This window comes from Saprospiraceae bacterium, assembly GCA_016712145.1.
Taxonomy (GTDB): Bacteria; Bacteroidota; Bacteroidia; order Chitinophagales; family Saprospiraceae; genus Vicinibacter.
Window position 1 is genome coordinate 1,718,962 of the sequence record JADJRO010000001.1, and the last position, 24,973, is coordinate 1,743,934.

The 24,973-nt window shown below is 36.9% G+C and carries 25 protein-coding genes and 1 tRNA gene; 10 read left to right on the top strand and 16 right to left on the bottom strand.

Going from position 1 to position 24,973, the window contains the following annotated elements; all coding sequences use genetic code 11:
* The 5 genes from IPK91_07290 to IPK91_07310 form a co-directional block, all read right to left on the bottom strand.
* Positions 1–489 (bottom strand): NAD(P)H-dependent oxidoreductase subunit E, encoded by a 489-nt coding sequence (locus IPK91_07290; protein ID MBK8297069.1) that lies wholly within the window; start codon positions 487–489, stop codon positions 1–3.
* Between the two features lie 89 nt (positions 490–578).
* Entirely contained in the window at positions 579–1,805 is a 1,227-nt protein-coding gene (locus tag IPK91_07295) for an NADH-quinone oxidoreductase subunit D (GenBank protein ID MBK8297070.1), read from the bottom strand.
* 5 nt (positions 1,806–1,810) lie between these two features.
* The gene (locus IPK91_07300) at positions 1,811–2,317 is read right to left on the bottom strand and encodes an NADH-quinone oxidoreductase subunit C (protein ID MBK8297071.1); all 507 of its coding nucleotides are present in this window, start codon (positions 2,315–2,317) and stop codon (positions 1,811–1,813) included.
* Positions 2,317–2,859 (bottom strand): NADH-quinone oxidoreductase subunit B, encoded by a 543-nt coding sequence (locus IPK91_07305; protein MBK8297072.1) that lies wholly within the window; start codon positions 2,857–2,859, stop codon positions 2,317–2,319. Before IPK91_07305 ends, IPK91_07300 begins: the two co-directional genes overlap by 1 nt.
* A gap of 36 nt (positions 2,860–2,895) precedes the next feature.
* On the bottom strand, positions 2,896–3,282 hold the full coding sequence (locus IPK91_07310; GenBank protein MBK8297073.1) for an NADH-quinone oxidoreductase subunit A: 387 nt from the start codon (positions 3,280–3,282) through the stop codon (positions 2,896–2,898).
* Positions 3,283–3,405: 123 nt separating this feature from the next.
* Here IPK91_07310 and IPK91_07315 point away from each other — a divergent pair, with 123 nt between their 5' ends.
* Positions 3,406–3,813 carry a 6-carboxytetrahydropterin synthase gene (locus tag IPK91_07315; GenBank protein ID MBK8297074.1) on the top strand — a complete coding sequence of 136 codons (408 nt, stop codon included), beginning with the start codon at positions 3,406–3,408 and terminating at the stop codon, positions 3,811–3,813.
* Positions 3,814–3,863: 50 nt separating this feature from the next.
* Here IPK91_07315 and IPK91_07320 read toward each other — a convergent pair whose 3' ends face one another.
* Together IPK91_07320 and IPK91_07325 are read right to left on the bottom strand one after the other, a co-directional pair.
* Positions 3,864–4,556 carry a T9SS type A sorting domain-containing protein gene (locus IPK91_07320; protein ID MBK8297075.1) on the bottom strand — a complete coding sequence of 231 codons (693 nt, stop codon included), beginning with the start codon at positions 4,554–4,556 and terminating at the stop codon, positions 3,864–3,866.
* A 177-nt stretch (positions 4,557–4,733) separates the two neighbouring features.
* The gene (locus tag IPK91_07325; protein ID MBK8297076.1) at positions 4,734–6,707 is read right to left on the bottom strand and encodes an Omp28-related outer membrane protein; all 1,974 of its coding nucleotides are present in this window, start codon (positions 6,705–6,707) and stop codon (positions 4,734–4,736) included.
* Between the two features lie 129 nt (positions 6,708–6,836).
* On the opposite strand from IPK91_07325, the gene IPK91_07330 reads away from it, so the two are divergent.
* On the top strand, positions 6,837–8,204 hold the full coding sequence (locus IPK91_07330) for an NAD(P)/FAD-dependent oxidoreductase (GenBank protein ID MBK8297077.1): 1,368 nt from the start codon (positions 6,837–6,839) through the stop codon (positions 8,202–8,204).
* A gap of 3 nt (positions 8,205–8,207) precedes the next feature.
* A complete protein-coding gene (locus IPK91_07335; GenBank protein MBK8297078.1) occupies positions 8,208–9,551 on the top strand; it encodes a 4Fe-4S binding protein in 1,344 nt (447 codons plus the stop codon).
* 44 nt (positions 9,552–9,595) lie between these two features.
* Here the strand turns inward: IPK91_07335 and IPK91_07340 are convergent, their stop codons facing one another.
* Positions 9,596–10,138 (bottom strand): hypothetical protein, encoded by a 543-nt coding sequence (locus IPK91_07340; GenBank protein ID MBK8297079.1) that lies wholly within the window; start codon positions 10,136–10,138, stop codon positions 9,596–9,598.
* 140 nt (positions 10,139–10,278) lie between these two features.
* A complete protein-coding gene (locus IPK91_07345) occupies positions 10,279–10,731 on the bottom strand; it encodes a nucleoside deaminase (GenBank protein ID MBK8297080.1) in 453 nt (150 codons plus the stop codon).
* Between the two features lie 41 nt (positions 10,732–10,772).
* On the opposite strand from IPK91_07345, the gene guaB reads away from it, so the two are divergent.
* The 6 genes from guaB to IPK91_07375 all read left to right on the top strand — a co-directional run bounded on the left by guaB (position 10,773) and on the right by IPK91_07375 (position 16,076).
* Entirely contained in the window at positions 10,773–12,254 is a 1,482-nt protein-coding gene (gene guaB, locus IPK91_07350) for an IMP dehydrogenase (GenBank protein ID MBK8297081.1), read from the top strand.
* Between the two features lie 477 nt (positions 12,255–12,731).
* Complete coding sequence (locus IPK91_07355) at positions 12,732–13,016, top strand: T9SS type A sorting domain-containing protein (protein MBK8297082.1); 285 nt, start codon at positions 12,732–12,734, stop codon at positions 13,014–13,016.
* Positions 13,004–14,170, top strand: a complete 1,167-nt coding sequence (locus IPK91_07360) for a hypothetical protein (protein MBK8297083.1) — start codon at positions 13,004–13,006, stop codon at positions 14,168–14,170. The genes IPK91_07355 and IPK91_07360 overlap by 13 nt, the downstream gene beginning before the upstream one ends.
* Complete coding sequence (locus IPK91_07365; protein MBK8297084.1) at positions 14,143–14,469, top strand: PKD domain-containing protein; 327 nt, start codon at positions 14,143–14,145, stop codon at positions 14,467–14,469. Before IPK91_07360 ends, IPK91_07365 begins: the two co-directional genes overlap by 28 nt.
* Complete coding sequence (locus IPK91_07370) at positions 14,453–14,680, top strand: T9SS type A sorting domain-containing protein (GenBank protein ID MBK8297085.1); 228 nt, start codon at positions 14,453–14,455, stop codon at positions 14,678–14,680. The genes IPK91_07365 and IPK91_07370 overlap by 17 nt, the downstream gene beginning before the upstream one ends.
* Positions 14,681–14,849: 169 nt before the next feature.
* Positions 14,850–16,076: a T9SS type A sorting domain-containing protein gene (locus tag IPK91_07375; GenBank protein MBK8297086.1), complete on the top strand. Its 1,227-nt coding sequence runs from the start codon at positions 14,850–14,852 to the stop codon at positions 16,074–16,076.
* A 33-nt stretch (positions 16,077–16,109) separates the two neighbouring features.
* Here the strand turns inward: IPK91_07375 and IPK91_07380 are convergent, their stop codons facing one another.
* Together IPK91_07380 and IPK91_07385 are read right to left on the bottom strand one after the other, a co-directional pair.
* Positions 16,110–16,484, bottom strand: coding sequence for a VOC family protein (locus tag IPK91_07380; GenBank protein MBK8297087.1), 375 nt, complete (start codon positions 16,482–16,484; stop codon positions 16,110–16,112).
* A gap of 525 nt (positions 16,485–17,009) precedes the next feature.
* Positions 17,010–17,093: transfer RNA gene (locus IPK91_07385), tRNA-Leu, on the bottom strand.
* A 147-nt stretch (positions 17,094–17,240) separates the two neighbouring features.
* Between IPK91_07385 and metG the strand changes: the two genes are divergently transcribed.
* On the top strand, positions 17,241–19,397 hold the full coding sequence (gene metG, locus IPK91_07390; protein MBK8297088.1) for a methionine--tRNA ligase: 2,157 nt from the start codon (positions 17,241–17,243) through the stop codon (positions 19,395–19,397).
* 91 nt (positions 19,398–19,488) lie between these two features.
* On the opposite strand, the gene IPK91_07395 is transcribed toward metG, so the two are convergent.
* From IPK91_07395 to IPK91_07415, 5 genes are all read right to left on the bottom strand, one after another.
* Complete coding sequence (locus IPK91_07395) at positions 19,489–20,346, bottom strand: hypothetical protein (protein ID MBK8297089.1); 858 nt, start codon at positions 20,344–20,346, stop codon at positions 19,489–19,491.
* A gap of 153 nt (positions 20,347–20,499) precedes the next feature.
* A complete protein-coding gene (locus IPK91_07400) occupies positions 20,500–21,018 on the bottom strand; it encodes a hypothetical protein (protein MBK8297090.1) in 519 nt (172 codons plus the stop codon).
* 285 nt (positions 21,019–21,303) lie between these two features.
* Entirely contained in the window at positions 21,304–22,662 is a 1,359-nt protein-coding gene (locus IPK91_07405; GenBank protein ID MBK8297091.1) for a vanadium-dependent haloperoxidase, read from the bottom strand.
* A 1,138-nt stretch (positions 22,663–23,800) separates the two neighbouring features.
* Positions 23,801–24,253: a DUF1573 domain-containing protein gene (locus IPK91_07410; GenBank protein MBK8297092.1), complete on the bottom strand. Its 453-nt coding sequence runs from the start codon at positions 24,251–24,253 to the stop codon at positions 23,801–23,803.
* Between the two features lie 76 nt (positions 24,254–24,329).
* Positions 24,330–24,956, bottom strand: coding sequence for a thioredoxin family protein (locus IPK91_07415; protein ID MBK8297093.1), 627 nt, complete (start codon positions 24,954–24,956; stop codon positions 24,330–24,332).
* Positions 24,957–24,973: the final 17 nt, after the last annotated feature.

The following is a 24,973-nucleotide window of genomic DNA, read 5'->3' on the forward strand; positions in this document are numbered from 1 at the left end:
TTATCCTTTAGACCTAAGTTCGTCAATCAATGAATCTATTTTTTCTTTTGTTAGGTGTTCGTGGTATTTGTAATCCGGTCCGATTTGCAATACAGGTCCGGTACCGCAAGAAGCAAGACATTCAACGGGTTTGATTGTAAATAAACCATCTTGCGTGATTTCCCCTTCTTCAACATTCAGTTTTTCTTTCAAATATTGAATCATTGATTCTGCTCCAATTAAACAGCAAGGGCCGGTACGACAAATTTCCAAAACATATTTACCAACCGGTTTAACATGAAACATGGTATAAAACGTAGCGACTTCATACACTTCAATGGGTTTGATATCTAAAACTTCAGCTACTTCATCCATTGCATCCACCGGCAACCAACCATGATCTTCCTGTACCAAATGCAATATTGGCAGCAAAGCAGATTTATGCTTTCCTTCCGGATATCTTTTTTTAATATCCTCAAATTGTTTTAACCGTTCACTTGTAAATGGCATATTTATTTTTCACTAAAACCATTATTCAAACTAAAAAAAATTTCTAAATCAATTCTTAATTATTAATTGTTAATTACTAATTGATCCAATCAAGCATCCAGCTCACCGGCAATTACATTTAAACTACTCATTACAACAATGGCATCTGAGAGTAATTGTCCTCTGACCATTTCCGGAAATGCCTGGTAATAAATAAAACAAGGTCTTCTAAAATGTAGACGATACGGAGTTCTCCCGCCATCGCTGATTAAGTAAAAACCCAATTCACCGTTTGCGCCTTCAACCGCTTGATATACTTCACCTATCGGAGCATCGATTTCACCCATAATAATTTTAAAATGGTAGATCAATGCTTCCATATTTTTATAAACTTCCTGTTTTGGAGGAAGATAATATTTATCACAATCTGCATGAAAAACTCCAGGTTCCAACGATTGAATTTTATGCATGGCTTGTTCAACCAAACTCAAACTTTGCCAGATTTCTTCATTTCGAACTACAAATCGATCATAGGTATCCCCTGTAGTGCCTACTGGGATTTCAAATTTAAAATCTTCATAAGAACAATAAGGTTCTGCTGTACGCAAATCGTAATCCAAACCACAAGCACGTAAATTCGGACCCGTGAACCCATAATTCAATGCGCGTTCCATACTGAGTCCACCAGTATCAATGGTCCGATCCATAAAGATCCGATTTCGTGAAAGCAGGCTTTCAAACTCCCGCCAAACCGGTGGAAATTCCTTTAGAAATTTATTTGTTTTTTCAAAAACGATGGCATTAAAATCTCTTTCGAATCCACCGATACGTCCCATATTGGTTGTCAAACGAGCACCACAAATTTCTTCATAGATTTCATAGATAAATTCACGCCATTGGTATACGTAGGTAAACCCAGTAAGTGCTCCGGTATCAACGCCTAAAATCGAATTACAAACAATATGATCTGCAATGCGAGCAAGTTCCATAACCATAACACGCATATAATCAACGCGCTTTGGCACTTTAACTCCTAATAATTTTTCTACTGTTAAATACCAACCTGTATTATTAATGGGTGCAGAGCAATAATTCAATCGATCTGTAAGCGGTGTAATTTGATAAAAAGGCCTGCGCTCTGCTATTTTTTCAAAAGCTCTGTGAATATATCCTACCGTTTGTTCGCCATGTACAATGCGCTCTCCATCCATAGTAAGCACATTTTGAAAAATACCATGGGTTGCAGGATGGGTTGGACCCAAATTAAGCGTATTGTATGGAATCTCCGGTTTATCGGGCAATTTAATGTTTGCTAAAAATTCTAAGTTGGTCTTCATCCCTCTTATCTTCCAAATTGGTAATCAATTTTATCTTCCCGGTTAGGGTCTTCTAAAGGAAATTCTTTTCTCATGGGAAATGCTACCATTTCATCCATATTGAGAATGCGTTTAAGATTTGGGTGACCCAAAAATTGAACACCGTAAAAATCATAGGTTTCACGTTCCATCCAATTTGCAGATCCATAAATTCCAGTTAAACTTGGAACTTCCGGTTTGCTTTCTGAAACAAAAACTTTCACTCGCAAGCGCAATTGATGTTTCATGCTTTGCAAATGATAAACAACTCCTATTTCTTTTGCTGTTTGATCTGGATAATGAACGCCACAGATATCTGTTAAAAAATTTATTGCAAGCACCTCATCCTTGTATAAAAAATGAACAAACTGATACAACTGTTTTATATCAAGTTCGCAGGTATATACACCAAATGCATCTTGAGAAATCTGGATTCCAATAGATAAATGCGCATCGATGTGCTGTTGAATTGTTGCGAGATTGATGGGTTCCATTATTTCACAATATATTCTTCTAATAATTTTTTGTACTCTTCGGAATTTCTTCTTCTGAGTGATTCTTTCCCAATTAAATCCTGAATGCGCATGACACCATCAATAATTTGTTCAGGTCTGGGAGGACATCCGGGAACGTAAACATCTACTGGAATGATGCGATCAATTCCTTGTAAAACACTGTAGGTATCAAAGATCCCTCCACTTGATGCACAGGCTCCGACAGCAATGACCCATTTCGGTTCTGCCATTTGTTCATAAACCTGCCTTAAAACGGGTCCCATTTTTTTTGCTATCGTCCCCATCACCATAAGTAAATCTGCCTGACGAGGTGTAAAGCTTAAACGCTCCGATCCAAAACGTGCCAAATCATAATGAGATGACATCGTGGACATAAATTCAATTCCACAACAGGAAGTGGCAAACGGAAGTGGCCAAATACTGTTTTTGCGAGCTAAACCTACTACGGAATCCAGGCTGGTTGCAAAAAAACCTTGTCCTCCAATTCCTTCCGGTGCTTCAACTATTTTTACTGTACTCATTTTTAACTGTCAATCAATTCTTGTATTGAAACCAATTTAATGTTCTTCGTTTGTTTCCCATTTCAAAATTCCTTTCAACAATACATAATAGAAACCAGCCATCAGCAAAGCAAGAAAAATAAACATTTCAGCAAAGCCAAACCAGCCCAACTTTCTAAAATTGACTGCCCAGGGATACATAAATATAATTTCCACATCAAACAGTACAAACAAGATGGCTGTCATAAAATATCGAATCGAAAAAGGGCTTCGAGCATTTCCTACAGCATCTAAACCACATTCAAAACTGGCATCTTTGCGTTTTCCGGACCGCTTTGGACCCAATAAATGCGTTCCAATTAAGGTAATTACAACAAAACCCATTGCAACTAGCAACTGGATTAAGATTGGTATATAGTCAAAAGGTACGTGTTGTGCCTCCATACGGCCATTATAATTGGCGCAAATATAACGGCGCTTAAGCACAAATGATAGTATTTTCCGTGCTTTTGGACGATTAAAACAAGGCTTTTTAGAAACTTCTTACTTTTGTTTAAATTTCACACCATGCGAATTTCAATAATCAGAAAAGCCCACTTCAATGCAGCCCATAGACTTTATAAACCTGAATGGTCTGATGAGAAAAACCGCAGTATTTTTGGAATCTGCAGCAATCCTAATTTTCATGGCCACAATTACGAACTGGATGTCAAAATAAGTGGTGAATTGGATCCGGAAACTGGAATCCTCATGGATCTGAAAACCTTGAAGGAAATTTTAGAGCAGCATGTCGAATTGTATTTTGACCACAAAAATCTGAACATGGATTTGCCAGAATTTAAATCCAGGGTTCCAACTGCAGAAAATATATGCATATTGATTTATGAAATTCTTCGAAAAGTAATTTCAGAGCACTTAGACATTCACATCAGATTGTCAGAAACACCCAGGAATTTTGTTGAATACCCTGCTTGAAATGTATTTTGTACGGATGCAGATCCTATAGAATCCTCTAATTCAATGAATTAGGGCTTGTAAGAACGTTTTTGAAGTCTGATGGTGCGCAACATCTGGTCATTAGGACCAATCAATTTTACAAAATAAAGCCCATCATCTAACCAGCTGATATCATAATAGCCTTTTTGAATTGCAGGATATGAAGTTACTTTTTTACCTAATATAGAGTATAAATCGACTCTGGTAAGTCCGGTGTTAAATTCAACTGAAAATGAATTGGATGCCGGATTTGGATAGACTTTAATAGCTATATTTTTAACGTCTTTATTTGATACAATTTTATTGAAAGAATAGTCTGCTCTAAACTTATTCAGTGTGTCTTCTTTTTCATAAACCCACATGATGATATGCGCTTCACCCATGTTGCCGTCATCAAAAATATGCACATCTAGGGTTGCAGAATCATTGGCTTTTATAACATTGGGATTGTTATAAGGACATTTATCCACAAAATCTGCGTAGCAGTTGTTTGCATCGCATATGTAAGTACTCCAGCCGCTTGGCAACATAGCAATTTGACGGGTCCAAAGCACGTTAAGGGTTGCATTGGTGCGGTTCTTCATTTTACCATGCGCATTGTGATCGCTCATGTCAGGGACAAAAAAAATGGTGTTTGGGTTAGGGTTAACACTCACCTTTGCCGATTGAGCTGACAGCATTTGAACACATAATAAACTGATTGTCAAGTATATATATTTCATAGGCCTGAAGCTTAGCATTAATCTGTAAAGATATACTTTTTTAGTATGAATTCAAAGGGCTTTTTTTTGAAAGGAAATTCGTGAATTTCATTGAAACACATAAAAAAAGCCGATTTCAAAGAAACCGGCTTTTTTAAATTCAAGGGAACTCTAAAACTCCCTTTTATGTCATGTATTTTATTGAATTTGAATAAAGTGGTTTCTAACCCCTTTGTCTGTAACAACTTTCAAATTATATACGCCTGCATGTATAGCAGAAACATTGTAAGATTTTTGGTTTTCACCAGCAAACAAGTTCAGCGATCTGTCTAGCATGCTGATCATTTTTCCATGAACATCATACAATTGAATGCTTGCTGTTGCTTTTTCCTGTGAATTTACCTGAAGATTGATTTGATCTTTCACAGGATTCGGGAATACTTCCATTCTGGTTAAAATTCCTGCATCCTCAACACCAACCGGAGTTAAAGGCGCGATATCGATATCGTCCAGGAATAATAAATTGGAACCACCAGCAGGATTAAATCCTTTTAATCGGAAGATTACTTCCGCTTCTCCATCAAATTGGCTGATGTCTGTTGTATCCCGGATCCAATCTGCTGAACTCGGTGCAAAATAAGTACCGGGTATTGGCGCAACGGTAGCCAATTCATCACCTACTTTGGAATAAATCGTTGTCCAGTTGGCTCCACAATCTTTAGATGCTTCAACAATCAGACTTACTGCTTCACTATTTTTGGTAGCAAATGCACGGCTCATCATAAACGCTGTGTTTTTGCTATTGGTTAAGTTTACTTTGTCAAAGAAATAACCTACTTCTGTATTTTCTGGTCCGAAATAAAAATCCCAGAATAATGAATACACAGAATTTCCAAAGGCTCCAATTTCTTCAGGTGCTCCAAAAAATGCTTTATCTGCAGGATATACACGCATGGTAGAATAATTCTCAACATAATTATGAATTGGAATGACACCGCGTGCACTTACTTCAAATGATTCGTGCAATTCTTCTGTAAATGGAGTTGGATCAACTGTATATAAAAATCTGTGTGGACCGGTATTGTTCAGTTTGTCAATGTCTTTACTTGCACCGTTTACATTGTTAATTCGGTAGTTTACTTGAGCTTTACCAGGTGTAATGTTTACATTTTTAAATTCGTAAAATCCAGTTCCACCAGCAGGAATATTTACTGCCAAATTGGTTTGTCCGGTTTTCTTTACGTTATTGATCATCAAATCAACTGATAAGGTACGAATTGTATCTGTACCCAGGTTTTCAAAATCAACTTTAAAAGCTATGTTATTATCACAAATACCAGAAAAACCTGATAAGGTTGCTGAGGTTCCTAAATCAACATAGGTACTTGCACCTGGAATTGCTTTTGGAAAACTTTCGTTTGATTGAATCACTTCTTTTTTTGCAGTATGCTGCACAAAAGCAATGACTCCTAAGTTTCTCAAGTTGTAGATATAGCTTGGAATGGCAATTTTAAAGGTATAATCCAAACTTGCTCCTGGATCGATTGCTGTTAATTTAGTACCAGAAGCATTTGGAGCCATTTTACGGGTTACTGAATAAAATTCTAACTCACCATTGGTACCTGGTGGAATATGAAATTCAACCACTTTCTCAATTAAAATTACGTGCATGGTATATTCTGCAGGCAATACATTGGCACTTACATTTTTAACACTTACTGTCATGGTAACAGAATCCAGTTTGGTTGCCAATTCATGATTAACAGTAATTTCTACCGGACTGGTTACAACCGATCTGGTATTGATTATCCCTTGAGTAAAATCTGCAATATTTCCATGAAAAATGGGGGCACCTGCCTGGGTTACGCCTCCATCTGCCAAACAATCGGGTACTGCATTCACACCATAATAGGTAACACGACTTTGTACATCGGTCGGATTTTGAGAATTCATTGGGTCTGAACCTGGCCAACTGGTCTGGTAACACAATAAGGTCACCTTTGATTCATTGCCGGGTGTAAATATTATTTTATGGAATCCCGGATTGTAAACTGCACAGGGTGGACAAGAAGCCTGGGTAAATTCTTCTACTAAAACACGGCGGGGAGCCTGACTGTATGCGATAGAACTTGCCAAAACTCCTAAGAAAACAAGAATGTAAATTTGTTTCATATGGAATTGTTTTGTTGTGGAATAAGGTTTAAAGGCAACAAAATTATATTATTATTCCAATTAATTTTGAAATTTAACAAATTACAGTATTTTTCGTAATTAGCATTTTGGTATAAATCCAAAGAAAAATTGGCAGAAAAGGAAATGGAGCAAATTGTAATAGTCGGAAATGGCATTGCGGGAATAACTGCCGCACGCGAGTTGCGTAAACTCAGCGAGGTTAAAATTTGTGTAATATCCTCAGAATCAGCCTATTTTTTCTCTCGTACAGCTTTGATGTATGTCTATATGGGGCATTTGCGATGGAAAGATATTGAACCCTATCCGCATGATTTTTACAGCAAAAACGGAATCGATTTACTGCATACCAAGGTTTTGTCCATTGATTTTAACTCCAAATGTGTACATACTGAAAATGAAAAGCCGCTTGCTTACGATCGTTTAATCCTGGCAACTGGCTCCAATTCCAAAACGGTCGAAATTCCAGGGAATCAAGTGGAAGGGGTTTGTAGTTTGTATTACAAACAGGATTTGGAGCATATCGAAAAATTGACACCTTCGATTCAACAGGCAGTGATCATCGGTGGCGGACTCATTGCGATCGAATTGGCGGAAATGTTGAGTTCACGTAAAATACCCGTTTGCATGTTGGTTCGTGAATCTGATTATTGGGCGCAGGTACTTCCGGAAGACGAAGCTCGTATGATTACCAGGCACATTCAGGACCATGGCGTTGATTTACACCTAGAAACTCAAGTAACCGAAATCTTATCAGATGATTTGGGTCGTGTGAGAGCGGTTGTCACCAGTAATGGACACGAAATAGCCTGCAACTTTGTTGGAATCGCTGTTGGGGTTAAACCAAATATCGAGTGTGTTCAAAATACAACGCTCGAATGTGATCAGGGGATTCTTGTAAATGATTTCCTTGAAACCAATATCGAGCATGTGTATGCTATCGGAGATTGTGCACAACTTCGAAAACCAATCTTAGGCAGAAAAGCTATCGAAACAGCATGGTACATCGCCCGGGCTATGGGTAAAACGCTCGCACATCATATTTGCAAAGAACCTACTGCGTATCAACAAATCATCTGGTACAATTCAGCTAAATTTTTTGACATTGAATATCAGGTTTACGGATTTGTTCCCGCACAAATTCATTACCCCTTGAACAGCTTACATTTGGAATCGCCCAATGGCAGACAAAGCATTCGAATCACCTATGATCATGATACCAAAGTAGTGAAAGGATTTTTATTGATGGGATACCGATTTCGTCAGGATGTTTGTGAAAAATGGATTAGCCAAAAAATGATGCTTGAAACTGTAGTTTCAACCATTCGAATGGCTTTTTTTGAACCCGAATTTTACAAAGGAATTGCGAGGCGGTATATGAAAAAATTTAATATAGAATTTGGCAAAGCTTCCTATTTAAGATCACGGGGTTCTTTTGACAGTGTACTCAGATTTTTTAAACGCTCTAAAAAGCAATAACAAATGAAATTACTCTTGAATAAAATTGGTTTCACCCATCGTGATTTAATTCAAATTACTGCGATTGGAGTTATTCTTTTTGGAATCACACTTATCATCCTGGCTTGTAATAAAATCTTATACAATAATCTCAATTATATCCTACATGCCTTATCTTATATTTCAGCCGGATTTATTTTATACTGTTTGAGTTTGTATTGGGGCAAACCTGCAGGAATTAAAAATGACGGTGTTTGGTTTAAATCCGTCAGTTCCAGAAAATGGCTTGCCTGGTTATTGGCATGCATGCTCACCGTGTTTTATTGTATCCTGTATTGGTTTCCAGCTTATTTGGGTTTTGATGTAAAAGGCAATACGGGTTTCATTGCATTTTTTGATCCACTCAGTTATTATATAAAAAATCAGCCCGCCAGTCAATGGTTTGTTTATGGGGTGTTATATACCTGGGCCATTTTTTTCTTTGGAATTAAATTTATAATAAAGTACAGACACAGTCGCTATCAAATATTGCGAACACTTTCTGTTATGTTTTTTCAAACTGCCTTTGCGTTTATATTGCCTGAACTGATGTTGCGCATGAATTTACCCTATCACGATTTTAAAAACATTTGGCCTTTGAACTATTATTTCTTTGATGGCTGGCATATTGATCAACTATTATCACAGGGTGAAATTGGATATTATATGTTAATGGGCGGTATCTTAATGATTATTGCAGGATCTCCCATCCTTACTTTTCTATTTGGTAAACGCTGGTATTGCTCCTGGATTTGCGGTTGCGGCGGACTTGCAGAAACAGCCGGCGATTCCTTTCGTCAACTTTCAAATAAATCAAAAACAGCCTGGAACATGGAGCGTGTTTTAATCTACTCCATTTTAGTTTTTGTAATTGTAATGACTTACGGTGTAATATATACCTACTTAACGGGTGAAGAAACCCTTTATGGATATTCAACTGCAAAGATCCGCTCCGTGTATGGATTTGCAATTGGTGCTGCATTTTCCGGAGTAATCGGTGTCGGTTTTTATCCCCTAATGGGTAGCCGGGTGTGGTGTCGCTTTGGTTGTCCGATGGCAGCAATCCTTGGCATCCAACAACGATTCTTTTCCAGGTTTCGCATTACAACCAATGGCGGACAATGCATATCCTGCGGCAATTGTTCGAGCTATTGTGAAATGGGTATCGATGTACGTTCGTATGCACAAAATGGAAAAAACATCGTGCGCGCTTCATGCGTTGGATGTGGCATTTGCGCAGCTGTTTGTCCACGTGGTGTACTAAAATTAGAAAATGGTACGCTGGATTTATTTAGCCGCGATCAAAGTTTGGCTGAAAAATTTAAATAAGTCATTTAAGAATGAATTATTAAAATTTACAAAAAAGGATGGAATTACTCCCCTACTTTTTGTCCTTTTACAACCGTTGATTTTCTTTGAACACTGGTCGCCCGTTTGATGTCAATTAATAAACAAGCATAAGCAGATTCTGTGGTTGTATACCATTCCGATCCTTCATAGGTGATGGTCCCCCGATTTCGATCCCATTCTTTTGCCAAAATGACGTAGCGGTTGCTGTATTTTGGATTGGGTCCAAACATTAAATACCGTGGAGGATCTGCTTGCTCAAAACTGATTGCAAAGCGTTCTTCTTTTGGTGAAAATAAATATACGCAAGGGGTGCCCCTTTTAAAAATCAATTCTTCAATTTTTTCACCATTGATGGTTTTAATTTTTCCATTTTGGATTTTGGTTTCCCCTTCACTGGCTTTGCGACGCAATACAATGTCATCTGAAATGTAAAATTGAATTTGCTTTAAATCATCTGCATTCCAATGATAGTCATCATACAATTTTTGGGTGAATGGACTTAAACTGGGTGAACAAGACATTCCGATCAGGAAGAGTCCTGCAAAAAAGAACAATACTGGTTTCATAGATTTCATTTTACCGAAGGTATGTTAAATAGTTATTAGACTCGGAAACTTTAAAACTATTTAACCTAATTTGAAAAAATGTTTTATTTTATTTAACAGATTTTTTGATGAGTCAAATCAATCTCTTAATTCATGAGATCCTATTTGGGTTTTCGCTTTGCTTTAAAGAATGCGCTGAGCATTTCGCTACTTTCCGTTCGAAGCAATCCAAATTCTATTTTAGTTTTAGGATGAAGCAGGCCGTTTCCAAATCGCATGTAACCCATTTTTTCATCTTCTGCTGCATAGACCAGTCGACCGATTTGGGCCCACCGGAGGGCCGCAGCGCACATGGGGCAGGGTTCGAGACTTACATAAATGGTACAATCTTTCAGATACTTACTGTTTACATGTTGCGAAGCTGCCGTGATGGCTAAAATTTCAGCATGGGCAGTTACGTCTTTTAGTAATTCGGTTTGATTGTGGGCTTTTGCCAAAATCTGTTGCTTGTAAACAATGACCGCACCAATTGGGACTTCTCCGGCTGCAATTGCTTTTTTAGCCTCATCCAGGGCCATTTTCATAAAAGCTTTGTCATCAAACACCTTAATCACCTGATCATTTTTAGAATCCGCACAAAGTTATATCTTTGCACATGGAAACCCAGTTCTTTACCAATCAGTTTCCGATTCAGGAAGCGCTTACATTTGATGATGTCTTATTAGTACCAGCTTATTCGGATGTACTCCCGAGGGATACGGACATTAGCAGTCGTTTAACCACAGACATTAAAATTAATGTTCCCATCTTATCGGCAGCCATGGATTCAGTCACCGAAAAAGACATGGCCATATCTATGGCACAGTCCGGCGGAGTCGGAATCATCCATAAAAACATGAGCATTGAAGCCCAGGCCAGGCAAGTACGGAGTGTAAAACGGTCAGAAAGCGGAATGATCATTGATCCGGTCACTTTAGACAGCAAAGCAAAAGTCAGTGATGCCTTATTGCTGATGTCGCAACATCGTATTGGAGGCATTCCGATCATCGACGAGGCCCATAAACTAATTGGTATTTTGACAAACCGGGATCTTCGGTTTGAAGCACATCCCAATCGGCCGATTAAAGAAATCATGACCAAAGAACATTTGATCACGGCGCCGGCAGGAACCACACTCAATCAGGCCAAATCCATTTTACAAAAACACAAAATTGAAAAATTACCGGTAGTCAAAAAAGACGGTACCCTGATTGGATTGATCACCTACAAGGATATTATGAAACTGGAGAATTTTCCAAATTCCTGTAAAGACAATTTAGGACGCTTGGTGGTCGGCGCTGCAGTAGGTATCAGCAAAGACACCATGGATCGCATTGAAGCCCTGGTTCATGTAGATGTGGATGTCATTTGCATTGATACCGCCCATGGGCACTCTCAAGGGGTATTGCAAATGATTAAACAAGTGCGTAAAAAATTCAAGTCCCTTCAAATCATCGGAGGCAATATTGCAACCGGCGAAGCCGCCCTGGCCTTGGTTGCTGCCGGGGTCAATGGGGTGAAAGTAGGCGTCGGTCCGGGCAGTATTTGTACAACCCGAATTGTAGCCGGTGTAGGTGTACCACAGTTGACAGCAATTGCATTAGCTGCAAAAGCCATCCAGAAAAAAGGAATTCCAATCATTGCTGATGGAGGCATTCGATATACAGGTGACATTCCAAAAGCATTGGCCGCCGGAGCGCATACGATTATGGGAGGGTCTTTATTTGCCGGCACAGAAGAAGCCCCGGGAGAAACCATCATTTATGAAGGACGAAAATTTAAAGTCTATCGGGGAATGGGTTCATTGGGAGCCATGCAATTGGGTAGTAAGGATCGCTATTTTCAAGATGTAGAGGATGATATTAAAAAGTTGGTTCCAGAAGGCATCGAAGGAAGAGTTCCTTTTAAAGGTTCGGTATCAGAAGTCATGGTGCAATACATTGGTGGACTGCGTGCCAGCATGGGTTATGTGGGTGCTAAAACCATCAAGGATTTACAAAAAGCCAAATTGGTACGCATCACGAACAGTGGCATCAATGAATCACATCCTCACAATATTACGATTACCAAAGAATCACCGAATTATTCGAGACGATAAAATAATGCAATGCTGCATTTTTAGTCTTTAGAGAAGAAGTCTTAAGTCTGTAGGAAATGAATCAATGTTGCAATTCTGTAATGTTTTGATGTAGCAGTTTATTAGTTTAAAAATTGGGATACGATAATTTACAATGCTTTAGTAATACCAAAAAAATACAAATGTCATATTACAATTATTTATATAATCAGGGTAAACCCTTAGTTTGCAATCAGGGTATACCTTGATTTTTCATCTGAATTGAAAATTTTAACACAAAATATTTGGAGTTTACTTGTTGCGTATTATATTTTTGTAACACAATCACACCCGTCAAGATTTCAATATTTTGATCCTATAAATTATTCAAAATTTTAAGGTAATCAATTGCGTCATTTAGCTAGTTTGCTAAATTAAAATGCGCATTTGAATGGAATGAATTATTTATTAACCTAAAATGTATTTTTATGAAGTACTCAATATTTTTAATGCCAGGCGATATACAATTCTAAAAATATCGACTTTGAGAATGGAATCAAAAAATACCCTAATCCTACCAAGGGGTGGGAAATAATTGGAAATTTAAATAACGAGACACCCATTCTCAAAATTGAGGTATTAGATATTCATGGTCGAAATATTCAAAGTGAGCTAAATGCGAAATCATTAAATTTCATTAATTTAAGTACAATCAATCTTAAAAGTGGCATTTACTTTTTGAAGATTGAATATTTAAATGGCAATATCATCTTAAAAAAATTATTGATCGAATGCGTGGAATAACAAGAACCATATTATTTATCCTTAGTTTATTAAATCATACCGCTGGCTTTAGTCAGCGGTATGATTTTAATTGGGTTTTTGGATATGATGGAGGCAAAGGGGACCCTAAATTTGGAACTACTTTAGTAGATTTTAATAGCGGAAATCCAACAGTTAGTTTTGCTGCTCAAGGAAAGATGGTTATTTTTGAAACCAATGCATCCATTTCTGATAAAGATGGAAATTTATTATACTATACTAATGGGTATGATGTAGAAGATGCCAATTTTAAAAAAGTAGCAGGAGCTACAAATTTGGGAATTAAGTATTGGGATGGGCTACATGCAAACCAAGGTGCATTGTTCTTAGAAAAACCAAAATCAGACTCTATTTGCTATTTAATTTATATTAATTTAATATTAAACTCGCCTATATTTTTCATTCAAGATTTAAAATATTTAGAAATTAATAAAATTAATAATAAAGTTTTTAAACAAGATACTATTGTTTTTGATACTTTAAATGAAGGATGCCTTACAGCAAGTAGGCATGCCAATGGAAGAGATTGGTGGATTATTCTCAATAAATTAAATACGAATTTATTTTATAAGTATTTATTAACAACTGAAGGAATTATTTTTATTGGCACTCAAAATGTTGGCCCAACTGTAAAAGAAGGATATGGTCAAGCTGTATTCTCTCCAAATGGTGAGTATTTTGCTTTATTAGATGCAATTACATTCTCAGAAGGTTTGTACATTAAACTATATAAGTTTGATCGATGTAATGGAAATCTTGAATTTATTAGGATGGGAAATTTTCCAACTTCAAGTTTTTCTGGTATAAGTTTTTCTCCAAATTCTAGATATTTATATTACAGTGAACAAAAGAATCTATACCAATTCGATCTACAGGATCCTGAATCTTTTAGCTTTCTTGATTTAATAGACACGATAGAAAGTCAAACAGCTTGGGGATCACAATATAATCTACATCAATTAGGCCCTGATGGCAGAATCTACATCTCTAATGCATACAGTAATTTTGTTATGCATCGAATCAATAAACCAAATGAAAAAGGCATAGCCTGTCTTCCTAAGTCAAACAGTTTCGCATTGAAGACATTAGGGGTTATGGCATACCCAATATGCCAAATTATCGACTTGGACCTTTAGATGGAAGCACTTGTGATACATTGGGAATAGACAATATCCCCTGGGCATGGTGGCGACATGATCAAGATACGTCAGATTATTTAAATTTCGAATTTACTGATTTGAGTGCCTATGAAGTCACCGATTGGGAATGGAATTTTGGGGATGGGATGGTGAGTACTTTACAGAATCCTTTGCATCGATACAGTCAAAAAGGAGTCTATGATGTATGTCTAATCGCTAAGAATAAAAATGGAGCAGATACACTTTGTAAGACCCTGAATGTAAATCAAAATCGAAATATTGCCAAATCCCTGTAAAGAATATTTTATCGTAAATGTTTTGGATTATAATCCTGAAAATATGCTACTTGAATTGTTTGATCTCAATGGAAAATTGGTATTATCTCAGAGATTGTATGAGGGGAGTAATGGGATTGAGTTGGGTAATTTTTCGAGAAGTGTATATTTTGTTAAAATATTAGAACAAGGAAGAGTTTTTAAAATCGAAAAATTGATGAAATGGGATTGAATTAATTTTGGTCAATCTACAACTTTATTCTAATACTAAAGCGAAAATAAATTTAATGCTGAATTTAAATTATATTTTTTTTCATTTTCGGACACAACGATGTTTGTACTTGTACCTTATAATTTTTGGTTTTTGCCTTGAAGGTACTTCCCAAAAAATTTATGGATTTATGGACCGGTATTTTGTTTCCATTGATTTGGAAAATAAAACCTGTGATTCGTTGATAGCATTTTCCAAAAGACCCTTTATTAATCTAAATTTTTTTGCTGCGATTGATCGATACAATGGCCGTTACTTTTTTAGCGGTGGTTTGCCGGATCGTATCGGAAATTTTCATATAATCGATTTGCAAACGCTTGAAATCCAATCTGCAAATTTTTATACAGGTGAAATGGAATACGATCCATTTGAAGAGAAGTTATACTATATTAAATCAGGAAGTTTTTATTCTTTAGCTCTTTCCAACTTGATTCCAGTCAAACTGTCCAAAGTTTTTAATTTAAATGCAAGAATATTTGGACATGTTCGTTGTTATTTACCTCAAATTAATGAATATCATTATTTAACTCCCGAAGGGTATCTCGCAGTAATTGATTGTAAATCCGGCAATACAAAATGTAAAATATATTCAAGACAAGAAAATGCATTTAATCCAAATATATTGACCGATGAAATTTATTCTGTTATATTAGGTTCGATTTTTGTCAGTTCGGATTGTTATAGAACCAAAAGGCTCTTGACTAAAATTCCGGATTATAAAGGAATTGTAAATGCACAAATGGCCGTAGTTGATCATATCCATGGAAACTATATTGTACCCTATTGGGCACAAAACGACAGTTACAAATATGCAGTAATTGATATTAAAAATGGTGCGCTTAAAAAAACGATTGAACAATTTTGTAAACCAGCCATTATGGATTTACAAATGATGTATGACAAACCGGAAGCCCTGGTCAGAATAGTTGGAGATACCATTTTTGTCAACAAAGGCAAGCTCTATCATTGGTATTTAAACGATCAATTAATTTGTGTAACATCAAACAATTTTATCATTCCAAATCAAAACGGTAGGTATAAAGCAAAAGTTGATTTTAAAGAGTACAGTGCTTTTACTCGGGAACTAATTATTGACAACATACTCCCACATGCATTTGAATATTCAATTTTTCCAACTTTAGCAAACGAAAACATAAAATTAAATTTCAATACCTGCCAATTTGATGCTATTAAAATTTATGATTTACAAGGACGAATACTTCTAGAACAATCCTTTTTACAAAATCATACAGAATACCAAATTACTATTGATGTAGGATTTTTAACTAAAGGATTATACATAGTCAATGTATTTCATGGTACTAAAAACCACACTAAGAAATTTATTAAAATGTAATGCTTAGGCTAAAATGCAAAGACATTTCAATTACTACTCCTGAAACAAAGCACAACAAGCTCCTGCCGGATCCTTAATAACTGCATAACGAGCAGTCCCGCCATAAGACTTGGGTCCAGTGAGAACCGATCCACCCAACTCCTTCAATTTCTCTAAACTGGCATCCAGATCACGGACATAAAAGTAGATTAACCACATGGGTGGCAAATTGGCATTTCCTCCCCGTGCATGGCAAATTCCGGTTTTGGTTTGTCCATCATCCGGAGAATTCATGCAATAATCACTGTAATTGCCCATGGGGATTTCTGAAAATGTAAAGCCTACGACGGCGGCGTAAAAATCTCTGATTTCAGGCGCTTTTTCAACTGTTAAATCCGCCCAACTAAAAGAACCGATTGGAAATTTCATGTCAATGGATGGTTTTTAATTAAAAATGAAGAATTAAGAATTAAAATGCACTCAATACCCAATAAATACTGGGTTTGAGCTAAAGTCCAAACGCCGACGATCCCATGTTATGCTCTTTAAACAGCAACTTCACTCTACTGGATGCCGGCATGCTGACAAGTAAAGCTTCGTCACCATTTGAACCTGTGCCGAAGGCGGGATGCCGACGATCCAATGCAAACATCCTCATAAAGAAGCTTCCTTCTATTGGATGTCGGCATGCTTACAAGCTTTGCTTGTAAGCGCTCGAACTATTTTTGTGCCGAAGGCGGGATGCCGACGATCCAATGCAAACATCCTCATAAAGAAGCTTCCTTCTATTGGATGTCGGCACGCTTTCAAGCTTTGCTTGTAAGCGCTCGAACTATTTTTGTGCCGAAGGCGGGACGCCGACGATCCAATGCAAACATCCTCATAAAGAAGCTTCCTTCTATTGGATGTCGGCACGCTTTCAAGCTTTGCTTGTAAGCGCTCGAACTATTTTTGTGCCGAAGGCGGGACTCGAACCCGCACGTTCTTGCGAACACACGCCTCTGAAACGTGCGTGTCTACCAATTTCACCACTTCGGCATTCTAAATTCCAGCTCGGCAAAAATAGTTTAATTCCTGAATTAATAGCTCCCGGACCAGGATTCTCAGCATCCTTTGGGTCTATATATAAAAATTCTATATATAAGACCAGAAGTTTATCTTTGTTCGAATTTGTTAAAAACAAGGATGATCCAATTCAAACGTCATTTGGTTACTGCTGCACTCCCCTATGCAAACGGGCCTTTGCACGTGGGCCATCTTTGTGGTGCGTATCTGCCTGCTGATATTTATGTTAGGTTTCAGCGATTGATGGGTAAAGATATTGTCTTCATTTGTGGATCAGATGAACACGGGGCCGCCATAACCATGCGGGCTCTTAAAGAAAAAAAAACACCCTCTGAAATTATCAATACCTATCATGAGTTATTTCAAAAAACATTTCATGGGATTGGAATTTCTTTTGATTACTACCATCGGACCTCAGATCCTTTGCATCATCAAACTTCACAAGAATTTTTTCTGAATCTTTACAATAAAGGAGCATTTCGCGAAATAGAATCCGAACAATTTTATGACCTTAGTTCCCAACAGTTTTTAGCAGATCGCTACATTGTGGGTACCTGTCCAAAATGTGGCAACGAAAATGCATACGGTGATCAATGTGAAAACTGTGGCAGCTCTTTGAATCCTACCGATCTCATCAATCCAAAAAGTGTGATCAGCGGAGAAACTCCAGAAAAACGCAAAACCAAACACTGGTATCTTCCACTGGATGAATATGAAAACTGGATCAAAGATTTTATCGTAAATGGCACCCTGGATGGTCAAGAACATCACGATCCGGATCTATGGAAAAATCACGTACTGGGTCAATGTAAATCCTGGATCGAAGGGGGCCTGCAACCAAGAGCAATGACCCGTGATCTGGATTGGGGTGTGGATGTACCCAAAGAAATACCAGGCTCTGAAGGAAAAAAATTATACGTCTGGATGGATGCACCCATTGGTTATATTTCTTCTACCAAACAATGGGCAAAAGAACAACATAAAGACTGGGAATCTTATTGGAAAGATCCGGAATCTGAATTGATTCACTTTATAGGAAAAGACAATATCGTTTTTCACTGTATCATTTTTCCGGCAATACTCAAAGTGCATGGTGGATACAATTTACCCAGCAATGTGCCCGCCAACCAATTTATGAATTTGGAAGGGAATAAAATATCCACTTCCAGAAATTGGGCGGTATGGGTTCATGAATTTTTAGAAGAACTTCCGGGTTTAGAAGATTCGCTTCGGTATTATTTGATTAAAAATATGCCGGAACAAAAAGACAGCGAATTTACCTGGAAAGGTTTTCAAGATGCACACAACAATGAATTGGTAAATAATTTATCCAATTTTATTCACCGGGTCTTATCACTTACTCACAAATATTACAAAGGAGTGGTTCCTGATTTTGATCCTGATGAAATAATTGAAGGCGTTGCAGGAGATGAATTGGGTGGCTTTCACGATGCTGAATTAATTTATTTGTTTGATTTAATTCAAGAAGTTAATCAACACATCCGGGAATACGATTTTCGCGCTGCACTTAAAGCACTCATGGATATTTGTACTGCCGGAAATCAATTGTTACAAAATAACGAACCCTGGAAAATACAAAAATCTCAACCTGAAACGGTTGAAGTAGTTATGAATTTAGCCCTGCATTATGTTGCTGCATTGAGTATGACCATGCAACCATTTTTACCATTTACGGCCATTAAACTTCGAAAGATGTTGAATCTTCCGAATCTAAACGCAAGCGGCGAATTGGAAGATATGCTCACAAAAATTGCTGAAGGTGAATTTATCATTGAAGCCGGTCATAAAATTGAGGAAGCGCAGTATTTATTTACACGACTGGATGACGAACTCATTCAAAAACAAATTGACAAACTTCACCACAGCGAAAATCAAACGATACCAATAAATTCTGAAACCATTATGGAATCAAAACATTTGCCATTAAAAGAAACCATCAGCTACGATGACTTTGCCAAAGTTGATGTGCGCACTGCAAAAATTATTGCTGCAGAAAAAGTAGCCAAAGCAGATAAACTATTGAAGCTTGAAATAGATTTAGGTTTCGAAAAACGAACTGTTGTAAGCGGCATTGCTGAATATTACAAACCAGAAGAAATTATCGGCCGTCAAGTCGTTTTTTTAGCAAATCTCGCTCCCCGCAAATTAAAAGGAATAGACTCCAATGGCATGATCCTAATGGCGGAAGATGCCGATGGCCGATTGACATTTATCAGTGCCAAGGAAGATTGGTACTTGGGCAGTGTGGTAAAATAAAATTCAATCGCTCCCACTTCCCAAACCAAGGGTTTAAACCCTTGGTTTGGGAAGTGAGAGCGATTGAGATTCTAACAGAGAACACTTCTTATTAAAGTATCACCAACTTAATTATTATAGAATACTGCCCATCCTGATACGCCCCATAATACATTCCTTGTTTGAGTTGTAAACTTCCATCTATATTAAATTTCCAACCATTTTGATTTTTAAAATCTACAGGAATGTTAAGTAATTTGATTCCGGATTGATTATAAAAACTAAATGTTCCCTGTAGCTTGTTTTTTGAACTAATAAATACTTCAACCGGACCCGTAGCTGGATTGGGTGCAAAATAAAATGCCAACTTGTCTGGTGTCTTTTTATTTTCTGTTCCTACCATTAGATTGGGTAGAATTTTAAGTTGCACATCGCAAGAAGTTTTATTTCCGGATGAATCATAGACCCATACTTTCAAATCAAGAATTTTTCCGGTATCCGCCAATCCAAATTGTTTTGATTGGATGAATCCGGCTTCATCCCAACTGGTTTGAGCTAATCCACAATTATCGGTAGCATCTTGTAAAAGTTCGTCTGCATTAAGGGTCAACACATTGTTTTGATTTAATTGGAATTCAATGATTCCAGATTTACAGAGAGCTACAGGATTTATACTGTCGTTGTAACATCGCACATAAACCAGTTGTGAAGGATAAATCGCCTCGCCCTTACACCAATCGAGTATGATCCAATTTCTTTTTAATTCCAAAATCCGATGACATCCTTCCGGTTGAATAGAAAGTGTATCATCAGAATAGTTAGTGCCTAAATTTTGACAATTTCGATAGGCTTTCTCAAAACTCAAAGAGCCATCCGGATTGCCGTTTCTGCCTCTTTTCCAGGAATCCCTGCAATCAAAAATCGGATTATCTATTCCATTATAATTAGGCAAAACATAGGTAGAATCCAAATCCCAATAAGAAACCGTAATGGTATCTTTAAATTCAAATTGGCGGTTATCTGGACTGGTTACTCTCCAGGTACGATAGATAATATGTTGGTATGCTGAATCACAACTTCCATAAATAGTAGTTTCCTTTATAATATCAATCCTGACTGCCCCTCAAGCTGCCCAATTGACTGCTACAAAATTCTTATCGCTTGTTTTAATTAACGTTACACTATCTGGAATATTAAAACCAATATCATCTACATTACTGGATTCGTAACAGAATAAATTATAGGATTTAGTTCCGCGAATTGGATTAAATGGAACTCCACAACCCACCCTATTTAAAGTAATGAAACCCCAACAATCATTTCCATTAGACAAGTCAGTTAGATGATATTTGAGAAAAGGAGGTAAATCGTATGTTAAAGTATCCAAAGGATATAAAACGCCTTTACTTAAGTATTCCAATTTATAATTTCGGTCATAACAAAATCCTTTGATCAACAATTTTGAAGCATTTATAGGATAGGATTTTCCAAATTCGACACTAAATTTTACGTTTTGATTACATTGCAAATTATCACAAACATTTTGTGCATAGGCCCCTGTCAAGAATACTTGAAAACAGATAAAGCTAGTAATGAAAATACCCTTAAGGTTATCTGAAATACGGCGAATTATAACTCTCATGTTGATTATTTTATTATAAATATAAGTGTTTTGGTCAATCCACCAAATTAGAATATTAAAACTTGAGCGTATTTGGAAAATTATGTAAATTAAAGAAAGTAGATAGTGCGAGAAAAAAACCTTCTTCGAAATCAATTTGGGATCCTGTAATGAATTAAAACTAATAAGTAGAATATTATTTTAATAAACCATATAGAAATTAGAACCATAATTTTTAGAAAAGGACAAAAAAAATAGCTCCCTTTTGAGGAGCTATTTCAGGTCAGAATTTGGGCCCTATTATACTTACATTGTTAGACTGTTGATGGTTTTGCCGATGTAGGTTCCTTGTTTTTGTCCGGCTTCCAGACTAAAACGATAGTGGATTCCTCCATACAAACTGGACATATTGATTTCATCCGCCATTTGCTGGAATGATTTATAAGCCCGTGGTGCACCGTTGATATCTTTTCTGAATTCGTGGGTACGATCCGTAAATGCATAATTGTAACCAAACAATTCATTTAAAATTTCTGAACTGGTCATTGCTACTGCAGATGGACTAGCAGAATATTCCGGAGTTGCCTGTGAACTGATTAAAGATTCAAAATCCGCATCGATGTTTTCGCGGATGTATGTTTCCGGACGAAGCATGTTGTATTTATATTTTACTTTCCATGCAGCAACGGTTGCGTCATGCAATCCAATCCCCAACATCACATATGCTTTTGCAGTGAAAGCCAGGTCTTTATTTTCTTTATTCAGAATGCTTACCAGGATGGCCATCATATGGCCTGAAACTGATATTGCATTGTCCTGATCATCATTCCAATACTTAACCATACTTACGGTATTGGCATCTAAATTTTTTACTCTGTTTCTTACATCCAATGCGTAGGCATAGAATACAGAACTGGTAGATTTAGAATACGTAGGAGGTGTGTTTAAATCAATTTCTTCAGATTCCTTCACAAAGCTTCGAACCTCTCCCCAATAAGGCAAGAGTGGTTTTTTAATTTGATTGGAAGTGGGGGCCCATAAACCCTGACCCTGCGGGGGGGTATAATTTACAGGATAGTTGTTTAGATAAGCCAAATCTTGTCCATCTGTAAGGGAGTACTCATAAATAGCTTTGCCCATCATTTGTCCAAACAATCTGGATTTTCTAGCAATGTCAGGGTTCACTGTATTTGATAACTCAATGTCATTGGTTTGATACAAATCCTGGATTTTTCTCAATCCAGCCGGAGCTGTATTTCTGTAAAAATGATTAAACAATGCATACATGCAATCATTTACAGCCAGTGACCAACTCACTTCTCCACCTTCAGCAATAATTGGAAGGCTGTTGTTAGAAAGGCCATTTAATTTACCCTGCAAGCTAGGTTGGCGATCCATACCTAATTGAACGGTTTCATAAATAGCAAGGCCTAAATAGGCATACACTCTGCTGGCGATGGGTGCTGTATAACCAGGAGTTTCGGACGTCAACTGCAAGCTCAAAGCCATCCAGTCATTGGCAATTTTGCCATTTTCCAGTTTGGTTTTACTGAGTTCGCTGATGACTACGCTAGATTCGTCCTTAGTACAGGCAGTCATTAATAATAATGCCACCATCAAGCAGTAGTTTACGGGGGATGCTTTAAATTGTACTAAATGCCTCATGATAATAATATTTAATAGTTTTCAATGCTTACCAAAATCTGGGAAAGCCATTCACTGACAAAACCAGACACTGTGATTGAGGCATTAGATCAGAACGATCTAAAGTAACAAAGGGAAGAATACGACACGAAAATAGCACTTTGCTTCCGTAGCATCCTAATTTCATTAAGAAAATTTTTAGAAATTCAGGGTTTCCCCTGATAGGAATATAATAAAATGTAATTAATATTTTGAATTATTAATAGGTATTTATTTAATTATCAGTATATTATGTAACATATTTGTATATATTAGTAAAATTCTGTGGGATAAGTTAATTTTAAAGTATGGCTTGAAATGAGGGTTGTTAGGCTGTTAAGCTGTTAAGCTGTTAGGCTGTTAGGCTGTTAAGCTGTTAGGCTGTTAAGCTGTTAAGCTGTTAAGCTATTAAGCTGTTACGTTAATCATTCTTAGCTCAATAATAGATAAAGAATGGATACTCCCGGGATCCTAGATGCTTTACATTAAGCTGAAATTCCACATAGCTCAAATTGTGTTAAACCTAAAGGCGTGTCAGCCGGTTTTTTACCCATTATTATGGGAACAACCCCGGGTCAGTATGGGTACAAGTTGGGATCAGTATGAGAAGAACCTGGTAGGGGAAAATTGGCTTTTTTTGATAATGGCTCGTCAAACTGTCTCATGAGCAATTCAGTTTCCAGGTTTTCAGTTTAAATTTGAATAAATTCAAAAGGATCTAAATTCTTGGAATGGATCTGAGATATATCGTATATTAAATAACATTTTGGGAGTTTATTTAATTCCGGCAAGTATATTTAATTTTGTAGAAGCATTTTAAATGTTCAATATGCAAGGTTTAATTGGATTTTAGTTATGAACATTATTTTTAAAATAGTTATACTTATTAACTTTCTGGCTTGCAAATCAAGTCAAGTTGAAAATAAAGAAGTACTTGATCCCATTGAGGTCCAACCACTTTACATTCATCTTGATAAGGACAATGAAAAAAGCCTAAGAAAAAGCATATTGGATACTACTATTTTAATTAAACAATATAAAAAAGAAAATTAGAAGATCGTAAGCTATTCTTTTGAAAATGTCATAGACAGAATTCCTTAAGAAACTTTTATTTATTTGATTATTTCTTTACGTTCAACTTAAATTTCGAATAGGTCGACGCAGGTTCCGTATTGGCGATTACTTCCACATCCACAATCTGCGGACCGTCTTTGTCTTTGCTGTTGTAGGTAATTGAAATTTTAGATCGGGCACCGGGAGCAATCGGCAATCGAGTCCAATCTAGGGTGGTGCACTCACAAGCAGTGATGAGCTCGATTTGTAAATCAACAGTACCCGCATTGGTAAACCATATTTCTTTCTTTAATAGTTGACCTTGGATCAGTTCACCAAAATGATAGGTACTGGAGTCAAACTGGATTTTTGCAAGCGGTTTTTTAATTACTTCTTCCTGGTTGTTAAAACTGATTTGTGATTTAACAGGATGGCAAGAAAGTAGGAAGAAGGCTAAAGGCAAAAGGCTAAAGGCTAAAGAGTTTAAGGCTTGAGGGGAGAGCACTGACAATAATTTCAATGGTTAATTATTAATTATTAATTTAGGAAATTCATTTTGCTCCATGAATTCGTAATTCGTAATCTGTAATTCGTAATTAATTCCTGCTTCCAACCGCTTCTGTCTTTCTGAATGCATCCAATCCACAATTTAAAAATTCTGAATAACTGTCGATGCCTTCCCGATAACCACGTGGTTTTGCAAGTACTTCTTCTTTAGGACTTACCAATACATATAAGGGTTGGCTGTTTTGATTGAAATTTACAATTTGAAAATCAGCCCATTTATTTCCAACATTTCGAATCGGCGTTTTTCGCACTGCTGAATACAGCTCTTGTTCGAGTGGCGAACGATCATCTACATACAACGACACCAACACATAATCTTTCATGATTTGTCGCCGCACTTTATCATTAACCCAAATGTGTTCTTCTGTTTTTCTGCAATTGACACAACCGTATCCTGTAAAGTCAACCAACATGGGTTTGTGTACTTCTTTTGCATAGGCCAATCCCTCGTGATAATTTTTAAAGCAATCCAGATTATTAGCACATTTTGTAAATGACGGATATTTGCTTTTAATTTCCGCATTCAACTCCGGTGCCGGTAAGAAATAATTATAAGTTGAAGGTGGGGCCAATCCGCTCATCAACTTCAACGCATTGTATGAATGCAGGTCTTTATTGTATGTAAATCCCGTAGCCAGGTAAATGGTAGCAGCCAAAGAAGACAAAGCAAAAA

Excerpts from the sequence above, each read along its gene's own strand:
- metG (MBK8297088.1), top strand. The coding sequence starts at position 17,241 with ATGATCCAATTCAAACGTCATTTGGTTACTGCTGCACTCCCCTATGCA.
- IPK91_07375 (MBK8297086.1), top strand. The coding sequence starts at position 14,850 with ATGGACCGGTATTTTGTTTCCATTGATTTGGAAAATAAAACCTGTGAT.
- IPK91_07405 (MBK8297091.1), bottom strand. The coding sequence starts at position 22,662 with ATGAGGCATTTAGTACAATTTAAAGCATCCCCCGTAAACTACTGCTTG.
- IPK91_07290 (MBK8297069.1), bottom strand. The coding sequence starts at position 489 with ATGCCATTTACAAGTGAACGGTTAAAACAATTTGAGGATATTAAAAAA.
- IPK91_07320 (MBK8297075.1), bottom strand. The coding sequence starts at position 4,556 with ATGAAATATATATACTTGACAATCAGTTTATTATGTGTTCAAATGCTG.
- IPK91_07335 (MBK8297078.1), top strand. The coding sequence starts at position 8,208 with ATGAAATTACTCTTGAATAAAATTGGTTTCACCCATCGTGATTTAATT.
- IPK91_07360 (MBK8297083.1), top strand. The coding sequence starts at position 13,004 with ATGCGTGGAATAACAAGAACCATATTATTTATCCTTAGTTTATTAAAT.
- IPK91_07365 (MBK8297084.1), top strand. The coding sequence starts at position 14,143 with ATGCCAAATTATCGACTTGGACCTTTAGATGGAAGCACTTGTGATACA.
- IPK91_07310 (MBK8297073.1), bottom strand. The coding sequence starts at position 3,282 with ATGGAGGCACAACACGTACCTTTTGACTATATACCAATCTTAATCCAG.
- IPK91_07340 (MBK8297079.1), bottom strand. The coding sequence starts at position 10,138 with ATGAAACCAGTATTGTTCTTTTTTGCAGGACTCTTCCTGATCGGAATG.
- IPK91_07295 (MBK8297070.1), bottom strand. The coding sequence starts at position 1,805 with ATGAAGACCAACTTAGAATTTTTAGCAAACATTAAATTGCCCGATAAA.
- IPK91_07325 (MBK8297076.1), bottom strand. The coding sequence starts at position 6,707 with ATGAAACAAATTTACATTCTTGTTTTCTTAGGAGTTTTGGCAAGTTCT.
- IPK91_07380 (MBK8297087.1), bottom strand. The coding sequence starts at position 16,484 with ATGAAATTTCCAATCGGTTCTTTTAGTTGGGCGGATTTAACAGTTGAA.
- IPK91_07300 (MBK8297071.1), bottom strand. The coding sequence starts at position 2,317 with ATGGAACCCATCAATCTCGCAACAATTCAACAGCACATCGATGCGCAT.
- IPK91_07400 (MBK8297090.1), bottom strand. The coding sequence starts at position 21,018 with ATGAGAGTTATAATTCGCCGTATTTCAGATAACCTTAAGGGTATTTTC.
- guaB (MBK8297081.1), top strand. The coding sequence starts at position 10,773 with ATGGAAACCCAGTTCTTTACCAATCAGTTTCCGATTCAGGAAGCGCTT.
- IPK91_07315 (MBK8297074.1), top strand. The coding sequence starts at position 3,406 with ATGCGAATTTCAATAATCAGAAAAGCCCACTTCAATGCAGCCCATAGA.
- IPK91_07305 (MBK8297072.1), bottom strand. The coding sequence starts at position 2,859 with ATGAGTACAGTAAAAATAGTTGAAGCACCGGAAGGAATTGGAGGACAA.